Raw genomic sequence first — 16764 nt, 5'->3', positions numbered from 1 at the left:
CATAAACGTATCAAATGCGCAAGCAAATCGTAAAGTGTAAATAGTCAAACCACATTTAACCAATCACAAAGTAGCCAAACAACGCAATTTTGCACCTAATGGCCACTAGTGCCAAACAGAGACATCGCGCAGTACGCAATCTGCACCAGTGTCTCTACTGAGCTTAAAATTGCTCAGCGCAAGCCAAACGAAAGCCAAGCCCAAGCCAGATTAACATCCTCACATAGACACAGTGTAAAGCGAGTAGAAGTAAGCCTTTTGATTCATAAGCTCCTCAAAGCTTCCGCGCTCAATAAGCTCGCCGCTTTTCATCACAAGAATCTCATCATATTGCTTAAGCGAATTGGCATCCAAGCGGTGAGTTACCACGAGTCGAAGAATTCCTTGCAAATTCAAAATAGACTGCGTTACGTTCGCACTTGTCTCGTTATCTAACGCGCTCGTAGCCTCATCAACCAGCAGAATCTCGGACCTTTTAAGCAGGCTTCGCGCAATAGCAATACGCTGCTTTTCGCCGCCAGAAAGATGACTACCATTCTCGCCGCACTGATAATCCTTGCCTTTAGCAGCAATCAAATCATCCAAACCAGCCAAGTGAATCACACGATCCACTTCCACATCAGGGAATGGCTTAAAAAGCGTAATATTATCTAAAATCGAAGCATCAAACATAAACACAGACTGCTGCATAAGAGTCGTCTTATCGTAAAGCGAACTCTTGCTCACATCACTAAGCTCGTGATTATCCAGCTTCACACTACCTTCATAATCCTTGTAGTAGCCCATAAGCAGATTAATCAAACTACTCTTACCAGCACCAGAAGGTCCTACTATCGCGTAAGATTTTCCAGTTTGCAAAGTTAGATTTACATTTTTCAAGACTTTATGATCCGCATCATAAGCGTACGAAACATTGCGCAAAACAACGTTTTTAACAGAATCGTCAATGATCTCGCCAGAATCTTCCTTAACGTTACTCATATAATCGGCCATCTTGCTAATCAGCTTCTTAGCGCCCTTCATCTCGCCGAGCATTTGCGGAAGACTTGCAATAGGCTGAAGTACACCATTCATCAAATTGGTGAAAGCTAACACCATTCCAGCAGTAATAACACCAACATGAGCATTAACCATCCAAGCGCCAACAAGCATCACGCCAAGCTGAGTTGCAAGGCTCGAAATCGTTCCAAGAGCAGAAACAGTAGTCATCGTTTTTTCGCGAAGATTCTTCGTATGCTCAAGCTCCATCGACTGATTCTGATAACGGTTAATCACCTCCTGCTCCGCCTTAAAACTCTTAATAACCGAAACTCCATTCAAAACATCCTTCGTCAAAGCTGTGTAAGACTCATTCGACTTAGAAACCTGCTCCTCTCGAGTGGCAATTCCGCTAGCTGTAAGGATCGAGCACACCATAGGAAGCACAGAAATAATAAGAGCAATAACAGTGAGCAATGGACTATAGTAAATCATAAGAGCCAGAGAGCTTACAAGCATAAGAACGTCTTGAACAAAGTCAAAAATCTTCTTCAAATACTTTTCTTGAATACGCTCGCAATCATTAGTAAGTACAGAAAGATACGTGCCGGAATTCGCGAGCGAAAAATCACTATAACTCTTCTGTAAAAGCTTCTTGATAACAGACTCTTTATACTGATTCATTGCTTTTTCAAGAAAGCGAGGGTACGAACTGCGCTTCAACGCGAAAATCAGGGAGATTGCCAGCATAAAGGAAACGACAAGCAGCAAAATAGTAGTTAAAGAGTAGGATCCTTTACCTGCCATATAGTCGAAAATAATTTGCAAAATCCAAGAAATAGCAGTGTAAATCATAGACAAGGAAATAAAAACTATCATCGAAAGAAAAGCTACAAGTTTGTTTTCTTTGAAAAATAGTTTTACGTAATTTTTTACGTCGGGATGCAGTTTGGATGATTGCTGATTCGCGGACGATTGCTGATTTGCTGTATTGTCAGTTTTGTTCATTCTCGCTACCTCTCACTTCCTTTATAGCTATTTTCGATATTTCTACTATTTCCTATCTAATAGCATTTTCGTAGCTAGCATTTTCGCTTCTGTTTTGCCGATTCGCCCGCTACAAAACGTTGAAAGCTACACTATCATACTTATCCTGATTGTTCATGCTTATCTACTTGACAACACCTATAAATGGTTAAACACACTTACATGTAATGCTTGTTAGAAATAATAAGCATAGAGTTAAAAAAAAATCAAATTAGAACGATGGTTTTATACGTGATATCAGCGTAAACGTGTCAAATGCGCAACACTGCTTCAATACAAAGCTCAAGAGCATACGCTTTAGAATCCCCACCCCAATTGCGCTCATCATAATTTTCAACATCATGCAAAGTATCTGCAGTATAAAGAATCTCACCCCAAACAATCTCGCGCATTTGCGCACAAGCTGCTAAAGCAGAACACTCCATTTCAACAACCGCGCATCCCTCCTGCTTACGGTTAGCAACTTTCGTCTTAGTTTCACGGAAAAATCCATCCGTAGTCCACGTCTTAACTTCATGATAAGGCAAATTATGCGCCTGCAAAGTTTGCAAAATAGCATGCCTCGAACGCTCTGAAACATCAACATAACGACTTGGAGGCAAATAATGATAAGAAGTCCCCTCATCCCTTAAAGCTTTATACGGAACCAGAAAAACGTTTTCCGCATAATCAACTAGCGATCCGCAAGAACCAGCACTAACAACTTCACTAACACCGTAAGAAATCAACCAATCTAAGATCTGAACAGCGGCCGGAGCGCCAACCGGGGCCTGTACTAAGCAGATTTTTTGCGTTTCTTCTTCTACTGCGCTGTTTGTATTTTCTCTTACTGTATCTCCTACTTTTTCTTCCAAAACATATATCGGATATTTTTTAGTTGCAGATTCAAAATTTGCTACAATTATAGCTTTCCTACTTAAAGCATACTGATCAATTTCATCGCCTAAGAAAGCAAAAACCGCTTTAGATGGAAGCTGAACAGAAATATTATCGTGTTTTGGCATTAAAACTGCACTTTTATCGGAATCATACTCTAAAATTGGTAAATTATATTCTGTCATATAATCAACTCCATCTTACAAACCATTCAATCCTATATACAAATACACACATTAATACGCAAAGATCACAAAATGGTCAATTGCTGCAAATTCGCACTTAATGGCCACTAGAGAATCATATTTTCTGCATCATGTCCTGTCTTTTATAAAACCGCAGCAATCGATTTCTGCTAACTCAATAAAGCCAGCTGACTTATAAAAAGCAATAGTTTTTTCAGTACAATCCGTAGTCAATTGAATTTGACGAACATTAGGATAACAATCCACAATCGCCTTTAACAAAGCAGACCCTATCCCCTGCCTTTGATGCTTAGGCAAAACAAGGATATCCTGGATAAGAACAACCGTATATCCGTCGCCAACAGCTCTAACAATGCCAACTAGCTCATCACTTTTATATGCAGCTAAAACCTTGAGCGAATTGTTAAAACCATTTTCCAAAGCAACTAAATCATCTGTGTACGCAGACCAACCAACGGAATCATACAACCTTAAAATATCTTTGCTATTATACTTTTCATACTCTTTTATTTGAACATCTGCTAAATTCATTGACAATAACACCCCCGAATACTGTGCAATCAACGTTGAAACCCTAAATTTTCTAGCGTAATCGCTCAGTATATCAAGTCACCTATCTCTTCTTTTAACATAGGACTTTAATGCACCAAAGACAACCCGTGCATTCGTGTACTACTATAGCGCTTTGACCGAGATTGAAATCATTGGGATTTCAATTCCCTTCAATACAAAAACTCACTTGGATTGGAAGTACTGTGAACCTCCAACGTGAGTTTCGTAAGAGATCTAACTAGCGAGCTTCTCACCGAATTTGTTTATTTAGAGGGTACACAAGTAAATAAAAACAAGAGCACTTCCCCGAATTTGTTTACTTATCAGCTATATAAGTAAACAAAAACAAGTGTCAGTAAACAAAACGGCCTTAACTATCAACTAGTCAAGGCCGCCTCATTTACTTTATAAGACTTTACGAAGCCTTATAAAAGCGCGTAAAACTTCAACTTACGCAAGTAAACACTAGTTATCTTACGGATTTTGCTTCAAACACTCTCCTCAATCGCACAACAGCGAAACCAGCAATAGCAAAACCTAAAGCAGAAATCAACGCAACAACTGAAGCTGACTCACCAGTTTTAGGCATATCTGGAACATGCTTTTCAGTCTTATGCTCAACAACAGGAGATTTCACATATTCATGCGCTGTATTATGTTCATGCTCCGACTTAGGCGCATGAGATAGCTCTTGTTTAGTCTCCGGAGTTTGAGATTCAGGAACTGACAATGGATTCTCCATCCCTGATTCAGGCTCAAAAGGTGCAGGCAAAATTGGATCTGGAGTAGGTGCTGGTTTCAGATTCTTCGTAAAGATGGCATATACAGTCGTATCACTATTTACTATGGTTTTACCAGTAAACGCAGTACCTTTACCATCCGCCTTAGTATTCCACTCTTTAAACGTGTAGCCATCTTTAGTTGGATTCTTAGGCATTGACTGATCTTTTAACACATCCATATCAATAGCCTTACCAGTTTCCACCTTTACCGTTTGAGTCTTATCGCCATCCTTAAATGTAACCGTGCTTCGAATCTGCTTCCACTTGGCAGTAAACACAGTATTAGCATTCAAAGTATATTCTTCACCAGGCTTGTAGGTTTTACCAGCAGCATCCACCCAGTTTAAGAACTGATAATCTTCGCGCGTAGGAGCAGCTAACATTTTAATACTCTTACCTTGCCGTATTGCACCACTTTTCTCAGTTTTACCGTCAATAAAAGTGCCACCATTAGCATTAAACGAAACTTTCGCATTCCACTGTGCGCGAAGTAAAAATACGCCGTCATACAATGGGTCTGTATTAGTGTCGTTATAACTCATCCAGTCGCAACTATAATCAGAAAACAGCGATTTGCTATTCCAGTAGTAGCGTTTGCCTACAATCCCAAGTTTCTTATAAGATTCAGTATTAGGTAACTCGGTAAACCAGCCGCCAAACACCAAATCATCTTTTGTTGGATCAGATGGGAAATCAACACCGTTATTCTTATTGACAAATTTCACAATACTCTTGGTATTACCATTGATATTGCCTCCCTGTAGGTCAAATTTCACCTTCATTTTAGCTAAAGAAATACGTACAGGCATACTACTATCAACAACTACTTGGAACTGAGAATAATTTTTAATTGGTTTAGGATACGTGTAATCAGACTCCCAGGAAAGATGATAGTCATCAGGAAGCTTTGAAGTATCAACTTTAATTGTTACTTTTTCGCCGTTTGCAAAATTGCCAACAGTACGTTCACAGTGACCATTTAATTCTTTCTTAACTTCAAGTTCATGCCCTTGCCCATCGATAACTGTTATAGGAAGTTCTTTCCACATACGTTCCATGTCAGAGCTAAGCTGTCCAAGTGCTCCAGGTGTTGTATGACCTTTTCCTAATGTTTCTGCATAATTCATAGATATGTGAAGCGGCTGCTTATTCGCATTATTCACTCCAGCAGCCTGAGCTGTCACTGTTCCAGCAAAAAGTCCAATCGTAGCTACAAAAGCAACTGCTAGACTAATAACTTTTTTTATTATTTTATTATTCATTTTTTATTTCCAGCCAAACTAACTATTATCGTAACAATAATTTTTATTAAATTTCGAAAATTTATATAGCGCAAACGCAAAACCAAAAATGCGTGTAAATATGCAGAACCACTAACCTATTTCAATACAAAATAAACAATGTATAGAGTGGTGAGACGATAAAAATTATGTTACGAAAAAGACAGCATCACGCTGTCTGTCTGTCTGTCTGTCTGTCTGTCTGTCTGTCTGTCTGTCTGTCTGTCGAGGATTATATTTTTCATGATCTCAGTTTGTCAACTTCCGTCACCGAACTAACATGCCAATTATAACAAACAAACTTAGCAAATTCCAGTATAAGATAACTCACAAATAAACTATCAAATCTGCTAAACAACCAACTCTCAAAAGCAGCAATAACGAAGATACATGAAAGTAACATATAATTTCTTAAAATTAAGTTTGGCAAACATAAAATAGGATCATAAAGCACAAATTAAGATTAGCGAACTTAAATTAAGTTTGACAAACGCAAATCCATTCGCTATAGTTTCCACTTATCACCATTTCGACGAGTAAAGGAGTGCACATGTATCATACAAATATGATGACAAATTGTTGTTGTAACGTATGCTGTTGCGCATTTCTTAATCGAAATGATGTTTTCAAGCACTAACTGTGCATAACATCTAGCCTGTGTTAAAAGCATTTACGTTAGAACACAGCAAATTACGATTTAAGAAACAGCGCGCTGTTTCTTTTTTTATGCCAAAATTCGAATATAAAACGTTGAAAAGATAACAATTTAATACGGATTAGATATTAAACAGATAAATGGCATTTTTAGAAACAACTAATAAACAACAGTCTCTTTATTAATAAAAAATTATTTTTTAAAAATTAAAAATAAACAAAATTAAACAAATTAAATTAAACAAGACAAACAAGTAAGGGGAAATATTATGTCTAACATCTACAAGTCCGTGCAAGAACTCGTAGGTCACACTCCACTTCTGGAGCTTACTCACATTGAAAAAGAGTACAATCTAGCAGCAAAAATCCTCGTAAAACTCGAATACTTCAACCCAGCAGGTTCCGTAAAAGACCGCATCGCAAAGCAGATGATTGAAGAAGCAGAAACCACAGGCACAATTAAGCCAGGCTCAGTAATTGTTGAGCCAACTTCTGGAAACACTGGCATTGGTCTTGCAATGATTACACAAACAAAAGGATACAAAAGCATTATTGTAATGCCAGAAAGCATGTCTATTGAACGCCGAAAACTTATGAAAGCATACGGGGCAGAACTCGTGCTCACACCTGCTACAGAAGGAATGAAAGGCGCTATTGCAAAAGCGAAAGAAATCGTTGAAAACACTCCAAACGCGTGGACTCCAGGACAGTTTACCAATCAAGCAAATGTGCACGCGCACTACAACACAACCGGCCCAGAAATTTGGCAAGACACTGATGGAAACGTAGATATGCTCATTGCTGGTGTTGGAACAGGCGGCACAATTACTGGTACAGGAACATATTTAAAAGAGCAAAATCCGCAGCTTGAAGTAATTGCAGTAGAACCAGCCGACTCCCCTGTGCTCGCAGGCGGCAAGCCAGGAGCGCACAAGATTCAAGGAATCGGTGCAGGATTCGTGCCAGATGTGCTCAACCAAAACATTTACGATCGTATTGTTCATGTAACAAATGAAAACGCAATTGAAAGCGGCAAGCTTATAAGCAAAAAGAAGGCGTGCTCGTAGGCATTTCGTCTGGAGCTGCAGTTTGGACAGCAATCCAAGAAGCAAAAAGAGAAGAAAATGCAAGCAAAACCATCGTTGCAATACTTCCAGATTCAGGTGATAGATACTTGTCTACTGCATTATTTGAAAACTAACTGTATTTAGTAGCACTACTATAAACACGCAAGTTTTGATTAAATAATATGTGCAAATATTAATTAGTAATTAAAACGAGAAAATAAAGAAAACAAAAAAATACTGGAGATTAATGTATGAATGAGCATCTTGACCTTATAAACAAACTCAACTCAATTCATGATTCTGACATAAGGCAAGCTACATTCATACCTAACTATCACAATATTATTGCGCTCATACATGCAACTCAGGTGTTACTTTTGCCTGAGTTGCATGCACGCAATGTAAGTAACGATACTGCGCAACTCAATGCTACTTTGAATACCGTTACTTCAAACGCGTTAGACACTATAGAACGCATTATATTCCACGAACTTCAATCCTATACAAGCAACTCAATTAAAATTCAAGAAACTTGCAATCAATTCATACATAAACTTCCTGCAATTAAAAAGTTACTTTTAACAGATATTCAAGCAATATATGAAGGCGATCCTGCTTGCACAAGCAAAGTAGAAGTCACGCTCGCATACCCAGGTTTTTACGCAATGCTTATTCACCGCACAGCTCACGCACTCTACGAGCTTAACGTGCCACTAATTCCTAGACTTATGAGCGAATATGCTCATAGAAAAACCGGAATTGACATTCATCCAGGAGCAAAAATTGGTGCATATTTTTGCATTGATCACGGAACTGGCATTGTAATCGGCGAAACAACTGTAATCGGCGAACATGTTAAGCTTTATCAAGGAGTAACGCTGGGTGCAAAAAGTTTTGCGCTAGACGAGAACGGAAATCCTATAAAAGGTGGAAAGCGACATCCAAATATTGGGAATAATGTTGTAATTTACGCAAACGCAACAATCTTAGGCGGAGAAACCACAATAGGAAGCGGAAGTATAATCGCAGCAAACGCGTGGATCAACCGCAGCATTCCTGCAAACACAACCTACCACTTCCCTAAAGTCTAATGCGCGCTAAAAATACTGATTCCACTTCTACTATTTTATTTGAACATCCGTTAGATTCATTTACAATAAACATCCAAATATAATAAAAGTGCACGCTCATAAAACGTAAAAACGTAAGAACGCGCACTAGCAAGAATACTTAGCAAAAACTAGCAACAGCTAGAACAGCTACTTTTTAAGTTGCACAGTCTCGTGATCCCTGCCCATTTTAAACTTAATACCTGCACGCTGCCACATACGATATTCACCAACCGCAGTAAAGAGAACATCTGTGGAAGAGTTAAGTGCGGTTTCGCAAGAATCCTGAATAACACCAATAATAAGACCAATAGCAACTACTTGCATAGCGATATCGTTTGAAATACCAAACGACGAGCATGCAAGAGGTATAAGCAAAAGCGAACCACCAGCTACACCAGATGCGCCTGCAGCAGAAACTGCAGAAAGCACAGAAAGAATCACAGCCGTTGGAATATCAACGCGAATACCAAGCGTGTGAGCAGCGCACAAAGACATGATAGAAATAGTTATAGCAGCTCCGCTCATATTAATAGTTGAACCAAGCGGTATTGAAACAGAGTAATTGTCTTTGTTAAATCCAAGCTTTTCGCACAAATTCATATTCACAGGAATGTTCGCAGCAGAAGAACGCATGAAGAACGCTGTAACACCAGAATCACGCAAAGTCCTAAAAACAAGAGGATACGGATTCTTACGCGTAAGTACGAAAACCAAAATAGGATTAATAATCAAAGCAGTAACAGCCATAGTGCCTACTAACAAAGCAATAACGAAACCATACTCGCTAAAAATACGAAGACCGTTACTTGCAACTGTTGTATAAACAAGACCCATAATGCCAAAAGGTGCTGCGTTAATAATCCAGTGGACAATTTTTCCAATAGCAGATGAAACGTTATCGAAAAATGCTTTTGTAGAAGGCTCGGCTAATCGCAGAGCAACGCCGAAAGCAATCGCCCAGAAGAGGATACCAATAAAGTTACCTTTAACGAGAGCGTCTACAGGATTAACAACAATATTTAGCACAAGTGAATTAAGCACCTCACCAATTCCTTGAGGAGACGGCGAAGAGGCTGCTGCAACATGAGCAAAAGTAAAATCAACAGGGAAAATCATAGCAGCACATACGGCTACAAGGCTTGCAGTAAACGTAGATAGCGCGTACAGCCCTATTACCAATTTCATATTGCCAACACTTTTTGCTTGCGCAAGCGCACCAATAACTAGGCAAAATACTAAAATTGGCGCAACAGATTTAAGCGCACTGACGAAAAGTTTTCCCATAAGATCTAGCACATAGACGTGAGCTGGCACAAAAATACCAAGCGCAGCACCGAGAAAAAGACCAATTACAATGCGTAAAATAAGGTCAATGTTATTCCATTTTTGAACAATCTTGTGCATGAGAGTCTCCTGTATAGTAATTTGTGCAGAATGTTTTATACTCTTTTACGTGTATTAGCACTTGCAAGATTTTATTTTTTAAAGATTATACATAAGGATGCATATATATGCAAATCGTTAAGCTTTAATGTTTCGATATTTCAATAACTTAGCAACTCAGTGACTAAACGCTTCAATAAGTGCTTTGTAAGCAAGATAACTCTTAAAATATAGTAAGCAACAATAACTTCCCGTGTAATCGCAAACTAAAATAGCAAAATTCCTCACTTTGCGTAGTAAAGAAAGACGCAAAGTGAGGCACATTTTACATTAACTTCATTATGCTAATTAACCCAATACTCAGCAAACTTACTGAATACAATTAAGCAAACATTAAGCAGCTCTAAAACTAGCTGATCTGCAATAACCAGACCAGCTAGCAAATATCCTACTTATTACTATGACGAGAAGTACCACGACGCTTAGCCGAGAAAAGCGCAGCACCAGCAGCACTAAGAGTTGCAGCAAACAAGCCAAACACAGACACGTCACTACCAGTCTTACTAAGCTGAGCAACACTACCACTCTTCAACACCTGAGCACGCACAGAAGCACGAACATCAGCCGCATGAGCCTTAGCAGCAGCCAAAGCCTTACGAGCAGCAGAAAGATTCTGAACCGCAGCATCAACCTGAGCCTGAGTAGCGTTAGGATCAGCAGCAACCTTCTTAGCCTCAGCCAAAGCAGCATCAAGAGCAGCCTGAGCCTTAGCAACTTGAGCATCCGCCTGCTTCACAGCCGGATTATTCTCAACAGCAGCATTCACAACAGCAGAATTTACGCCATTAGCATTATTAGCGTTAGCGTTGGCAGCATTGGTGTTAGCAGCGTTACCTGCATTACCCGAGTTTACGCCAGCACCAGCTTTACCAGCTACGTTGGCAGCATTACCAGTATTAGCACCAGCACCAGCGTTACCGTTACCAGCATTTCCAGGCTGCAAATCAGACTCAGCACCCTGAATCTGAACATTCAACTCACCCTTATCCACAGTAGTAGGCGCATTATCATTCACACCATGACCAGCTTCAGAACCAGAACCAGTATCACCAGTTCCTGTATTGCCGGTTCCAGCATTACCAGTTCCAGCATTACCTGTTCCGGCATTACCTGTTCCGGCATTACCTGTTCCGGCATTGCCTGTTCCAGAACCAGAACCAATATTGCCGGTTCCAGCACCGTTATACTTATTCGCAATACTGTTCTTTGCAGTCTGAAGATCCTTCAACGCAGCATCAACTTGAGCCTGGGTAGCATTAGGATCAGCAAGCACACGTTTAGCTTCAGCCAACGCCTTCTTATATACATCCAAATCAGGAGCTTCACCAAGCAAGTAGGCAAATGACTTGCTAAAGTGAGAATCATCATCAACTTCAGCTTGCAATACCGTCTTATTAACACCATTCAAAGCATCTTTAGCATTCTTAAGATTCTTTAACGCAGTATTAACAAGAGCTTGACGATCTGCTTGAGACTTAGCAGCAACTTCCACGCCCTTACCAGCAGGATCAGCTAGCTTAGATATAAGCTCCTTCGCATCTTGCAAAGCCTTATTATATGTTTGCTGCTTTTCAGCAGTATCATACGCGTATTTTACAGATTCTTTCACACTATTCTCAAGAGCAATCTCAGCTTGCAAATCAGCAATATCAACACCATTTAGTGCAGCAGCTGCGGTTTGAAGTTGCTGTAGCGCATCATTAACAGCTTGCTGCTTCTGCTCAGGATTATTCATTGATTGAGCATTCTTCGCATCAGCAAGAGCAGACTCAGCATTCGTAAGAGCAGTATCATACTCAGATTTCTTATCCTGAACAGCATTCGTATACTGTACGGACTTCTTCAAAGAATCAGCTTTGTTAATTTCAGCCTGCAACTTAGACGTATCTACAGTTCCATTAAGAGCATTAGAAGCATTCTTAAGAGCAGTAGCAGCATCAGAAATTTCTTTCTCTGTTGCACCCTTCTTAGCAAGAATAGTCTGAGCAGTTTGCAAAGCCTGATCAAACGCAGTCTTCTTAGTATCAGAAGCATTCGTGTAAGCAACAGTCTTCTTCTTCGACTCAGCAGCAGTCACAGCCGCCTGCAAACCAGAAGCATCATGACCATCTAAACCAGTAACAGCATTCTTAAGAGCAGTGATAGCGCGAGTAATCTCATCTGCTGTTGCACCCGCTTTCTTTACAATGCCTTCTGCAGAAGCTATAGCATTGTCAAGAGCAGATTGCTTCTCAGCAGAAGCATTCTTATAAGAAATATCACTCTTCTTACCTTTTGCTTCTGAGAGTTTTGCTACCAATTGAGTCTTGTCATTACCGTCAAGTTCGTTAACAGCCTTAGTAAGCGCAGTTAATGCATCATTAACAGCTTTCTGCTTCTGCTCAGGAGTCTTAGCAGCCTCACCAGGTTTTTGAGTTGCTGTAGATTTAGCATCAGCAAGAGCAGAATCAGCCTGTTGCAAAGCAGAATCAACAGCTTGCTTCTTTGCTTCAGAAGCATTCTCATACTTAGCATCGCCAGCAGATTGAGGGTTAGTCGACTTCTTCAGCTTCTTAGCCTCAGCAACTTTCTGCTCAAGTCCAGTTATATTGACTTTGCCATCAAGAGCAGCTTTAGCAGAATTGATAGCATCAACAGCTTGAGCTACTTTCTCAGCAGTTGCATTAGTATCAGTAAGCACTGCATTACCATCAGCAATAGCTTCATTGTAAGTAATTTTCTTAGTCTGATCTGCATTAATATAAGCAATCGTCTTCTTGAAATCAGCATCATTGTTAATAAGTGTTTGCAGCGCAGACTTATCAACAGTTTTGCCACCGAGATCCTGAACAGCCTTTTCTAATGCCTTCTTAATCTCATCAACCTTGGCACCATCAGCATTCATACCCTTAGTTGCATCAACAAGAGTAGATGCATTCGTGAACGCACTATCAAAAGCAGTCTTCTTATTATCTTTATAATCAGGCTTTGCTGTAAGAGTAGACTTCTGGCCATTAACAAGAGTCACAAGATCCTTGAGCGACTTCATCTTGCCGTCAAGCTCTTTAGCCTTAGTAACAACAGCAGTGATAGCGGTCTTGACCTTCTCAATAGTCTTCATATTCTCATTGGTCGGGTCAGTTTCAATATCATCAATCTCTGCTTTAAGCGCATCCTTCTGAGCTTTGTTAAGATTGGTGAGCTTATCTACTTCAGATTTAGCATCCTTTTTAGCTTTCTTTAGCTCAGCTTCCTCAAGAATACCTTCAACTTCTCGCAAATCCTTAGCATTGTCAATGCGACCGGTTAAACCATTAGCTTCATCTTCAGTAAGACTACCATTCTTCTTCAGCTCAGCAATCTTCTTCTTAGCTGCAGCTTTAGCATCCTCAAACTCAGCATTGTTGAGAATCTCTGCAACTTTATCAAGATCTTTAGCGCTATCAATTTCACCCTGATACTTCTGCTTTTGCTCTGAAGTAAGGTTCGTAAGCTTACCGATAGTATCCTTAGCAGTTTGCTTAGCAGCATCAAGACCATCGTTATTACTGCTATCAGCAGCAGTCTGATTCTGATTGCCTTTTAACGTAGCATCATTCTTGGCTTTATTTACACCATTAGTATCCTGAGCATCATTAACTTGCTTAATAAACTGCTCTTTGTCCCCAGGCTTAAGTTTGTCATTCTTGCTAATTTCATCAATAGCAGCCTGCTTTTGCTTCTCAAGCTCAGCTTTCTTCTTAGCTTCTTCAGCCTTGCCTGTGTCTTGCTGCTCTTGCTGATTCTGAGTTTGTATATCAGTATCAACCTTCGCATCATCTTTCTGCTGCTGCTGTTGCTTTTCTTGCTCAGCCTGCTGATCAGCTTGTTGCTGCTGCTTATTATGCTCTTCCTGTTTCTTTTGATCCTGATCCTTTTGGAACTCGTTTATTGCCTTACGGATCTTTTCAGGATCAGTCTCATTACCAATCTTCTTTTCAAGCTCTTTTTTAGTTTTCTCATCTAAGCCACTAGTAGCATTCTCAATCTGCTTCTGAGCATCTTTCTTTTTCTTCTCATCTTTACCATGCTCATCAGCAGACTTAATAATCTTGTCTACATCTTCTGGCTTAGTGATCTTGTTAATATCGTTCTGATGATCTTTCTTGAACTTATCAATCTCATCCTTACTCAAGCCATGCTTCTGAAGAATCTTGTCAATAAGATTCTCAGCTTCCTTTTTAAGCTCTTCAGGATTAGGAGCAGCAGCATTAGATACAAAGCAGTCGTCCTTAGTAAGAGTAAACACTGTCCCAGGATTCCAGCCACTAAGTTTCTTCACTTCAATTCCATTGTCACCATGATAAATAGAGAGTATTCCATCACCACTACGACCATTAGACAGAGTAAGACCTGAACCATTTTTAACGTCCCACTTATCTTTGTAAGCATAAAGTTTCATACCACCTGTAGATGTAGGATCAGGAGAGCTAAACATAGGCAAGAGATCACTTTGACTGTTAATAAAGGTATCTGTTATTGCAGTTTGTCCTGATTTTGCTTGCCAGTTATCTTGAATAAACCTACGGGCAAAATTATTCCAATCAGCATCCTGCGGTTTATCCTTATCATTAATAGCAATTTTTGTGATGTTATATTTATATCCACTCTTACTTACACCAGTTTTAAGCGTTGGCTTTTCTGGATTACCTTTGGTATATACCAACTCAGAATAGTCGAAGGTAGAAGTTGAATCATCATTAAACTTAACAGTCATAGTATGCTTATCATTATCAAATGTGATAGCACTATTTTCATTACTGCCTTTTAGTTTGCTTTGAAGACCACTATTGGCTGTTAAGATGGCTTGCCTAATAGTTGACTGTTCATTGGCTTGAATTGCCTTAGCATCTTTTACAGCTGTACGAGCTGGAAGCGTAATGTAAGTGGTCTCATTAAGCTTCTTCGCTTGATACACCAGCTTGCTGCCATCGAGCTTATCAGTAGATGGAAAATCAGCAGTATTATCTTTATAAGTGATGGTTACGTTGCCTTTATTATCTACTGTAATAGATTTCTTAGCTTCTTCTAGATTGTTAGGCTTACCAATTGCATCTATGAAGTCAGCTTTATTTTTATTTGCTTCATAAACTTTCTTCACAAGTTCCGCCTGCTCATTCACAGTCAACCCTTGTGGATTTCCAACTGCCATTGGAACTGGATAGTATGGCGTAAACTTATCCGCAAGTGAACGCTGCTTCTTTACAAGATACTTGCCTTCAAGCTTTTTAGTTGAAGGAGTGCCAATCTTATCAGTGAAAGTAATAGTCGCATTGCCACTAGCATCAACAGTCAAATCTTTAATATGCTTACCAGTATTAGCTGCTAAAATAGCATTCTTTACAGCTTGTTTCTCTTCCTTGCTTAATTGAGAAGTATTTTTAACAGGAGTTAAATTGGTAGGATAGTTAATTTTCACCTTATCAGCAAAAGGAATATAACGCTTAGTCAGATTCTCCTTAGAAATAGTATCCGTAGAGTTATCTTTGTATGTTACCGTTGCGCTACCATCGTTATTGACTTTTACAGCCTTCTTGAAAGCCTCTTTCGTAGGAGCTTCCGGCATACCGTTAAGCTTTTTCAGCACATCGACATTACTCTTATTAGCTTCCCACAGCTTTGTAAGAACATTATTCTTTTCGTCTTGTGTGAGGTTCTTGCCATATTTCGAAGAATCAACCTCTACTTTAGTAGTAGGATAAGTAAGTTCCAACTCTTGTGAGTATCTTGGCAACGTCGGCGCAAGCGCAACCTTACCAGCAGTGTAATGCCAGTTGCCCATCACCTGGTACACACCTGCAGCAAATTTCAAAGGCTTCGTTTTATCTTTCAACTGAATAACAAAGCTAATCTTAGACTTTCTATTGCCTCTACTCTCCCAGTTAATAATCAAGGCACTAGTAGCGTCCTTATATTCCCTAGAAGTACCGAGAGTATTACCAGATTTGTCATAGCCACCGGCTTCACCGGTCATTCTTTCCCAGTTACTCTTAAATTCAGCACCTTGCTCTTTATTATTATCAAACCAGAAACGGCTTACAGACTGATTCCAAGCATCCTTTGTATATGTTGCACCTGCCTGTTGAGAAACAGAACCACCAGTCAACTGTTCATCTTTGTACAAAGTAACTTTACCGTTTACAATCTCAACACCCTTAGGCACACTCGCCCACCAGAATGGTCGACCACCCCACCATTCAGCATGAGAATTAAACTGGTACTCAACCTTATAGTACTGACCGAATGTTGCCCTATCAGCCTTGTCTTTATCAGTTTCCTTATTCTTATCACAAGGAACTGCGCTAATATCCACGTATTTCTGTACTTGCGTAGAAGAATCGCGATTCGCATACCTATAGCTACCATCAGGAAGATTAAAACCATTAGCCCAAGCTTGATGAGTTGGCAAACCAGCACCACAAGCAAGCAAGCTTGCCAATGTTGCAGTCACAGCAATTTTCGGTAAACGTGAAACCGCATACGACTTACATGCTTCTAAACGAGTTCCACTTATCTCTTTCGCCATTGAACGAAGTGTACTCGGCTTCAAATACGCGTAATTCTTAGACACATGTAAAGCGTTTTTAGCAGCTTGTGTTTTCTTAACCATTAGCAGTCCTCACTTGTATATTTTCTCTTCAACTCGCTCTGCAGACATAAACTCACATCTTGTAAAAGAGCTTGTTAACAGAGCAAAGGATACCCCCCCCGCGTAATAATTCAAGTAATATAGGCAAAAACTACCATGT

At 39.7% G+C, this 16764-nt stretch carries 7 protein-coding genes and 1 pseudogene; 2 read left to right on the top strand and 6 right to left on the bottom strand.

Annotated elements, in window-relative coordinates; all coding sequences use genetic code 11:
- Window positions 1-219: 219 nt before the first annotated feature.
- The 4 genes from HXT47_RS03125 to HXT47_RS03110 all read right to left on the bottom strand — a co-directional run bounded on the left by HXT47_RS03125 (window position 220) and on the right by HXT47_RS03110 (window position 5703).
- Window positions 220-1986: an ABC transporter ATP-binding protein gene (locus HXT47_RS03125; protein WP_004119962.1), complete on the bottom strand. Its 1767-nt coding sequence runs from the start codon at window positions 1984-1986 to the stop codon at window positions 220-222.
- A 290-nt stretch (window positions 1987-2276) separates the two neighbouring features.
- Window positions 2277-3086, bottom strand: coding sequence for a nucleoside phosphorylase (locus HXT47_RS03120; RefSeq protein WP_112928592.1), 810 nt, complete (start codon window positions 3084-3086; stop codon window positions 2277-2279).
- 129 nt (window positions 3087-3215) lie between these two features.
- On the bottom strand, window positions 3216-3638 hold the full coding sequence (locus tag HXT47_RS03115; protein ID WP_004119964.1) for a GNAT family N-acetyltransferase: 423 nt from the start codon (window positions 3636-3638) through the stop codon (window positions 3216-3218).
- Window positions 3639-4128: 490 nt separating this feature from the next.
- Entirely contained in the window at window positions 4129-5703 is a 1575-nt protein-coding gene (locus HXT47_RS03110; protein ID WP_421789346.1) for an InlB B-repeat-containing protein, read from the bottom strand.
- A gap of 941 nt (window positions 5704-6644) precedes the next feature.
- On the opposite strand from HXT47_RS03110, the pseudogene cysK reads away from it, so the two are divergent.
- Window positions 6645-7576, top strand: a pseudogene (gene cysK, locus HXT47_RS03105) (cysteine synthase A).
- 117 nt (window positions 7577-7693) lie between these two features.
- Window positions 7694-8533 (top strand): serine O-acetyltransferase EpsC, encoded by an 840-nt coding sequence (gene epsC, locus HXT47_RS03100; RefSeq protein ID WP_004119974.1) that lies wholly within the window; start codon window positions 7694-7696, stop codon window positions 8531-8533.
- A gap of 168 nt (window positions 8534-8701) precedes the next feature.
- On the opposite strand, the gene sstT is transcribed toward epsC, so the two are convergent.
- Both sstT and HXT47_RS03090 read right to left on the bottom strand, forming a co-directional pair.
- A complete protein-coding gene (gene sstT, locus HXT47_RS03095) occupies window positions 8702-9958 on the bottom strand; it encodes a serine/threonine transporter SstT (RefSeq protein ID WP_174191535.1) in 1257 nt (418 codons plus the stop codon).
- Window positions 9959-10385: 427 nt separating this feature from the next.
- A complete protein-coding gene (locus HXT47_RS03090; protein WP_421789344.1) occupies window positions 10386-16625 on the bottom strand; it encodes a GA module in 6240 nt (2079 codons plus the stop codon).
- Between the last annotated feature and the right edge of the window lie 139 nt (window positions 16626-16764).

Origin of the sequence: Gardnerella sp. DNF01205, from assembly GCF_049244135.1 — a bacterium.
GTDB lineage: Bacteria > Actinomycetota > Actinomycetes > Actinomycetales > Bifidobacteriaceae > Bifidobacterium > Bifidobacterium leopoldii.
The sequence above is the reverse complement of the archived record's forward strand: the minus strand, read 5'-3'. Positions and strand labels throughout refer to the sequence as shown.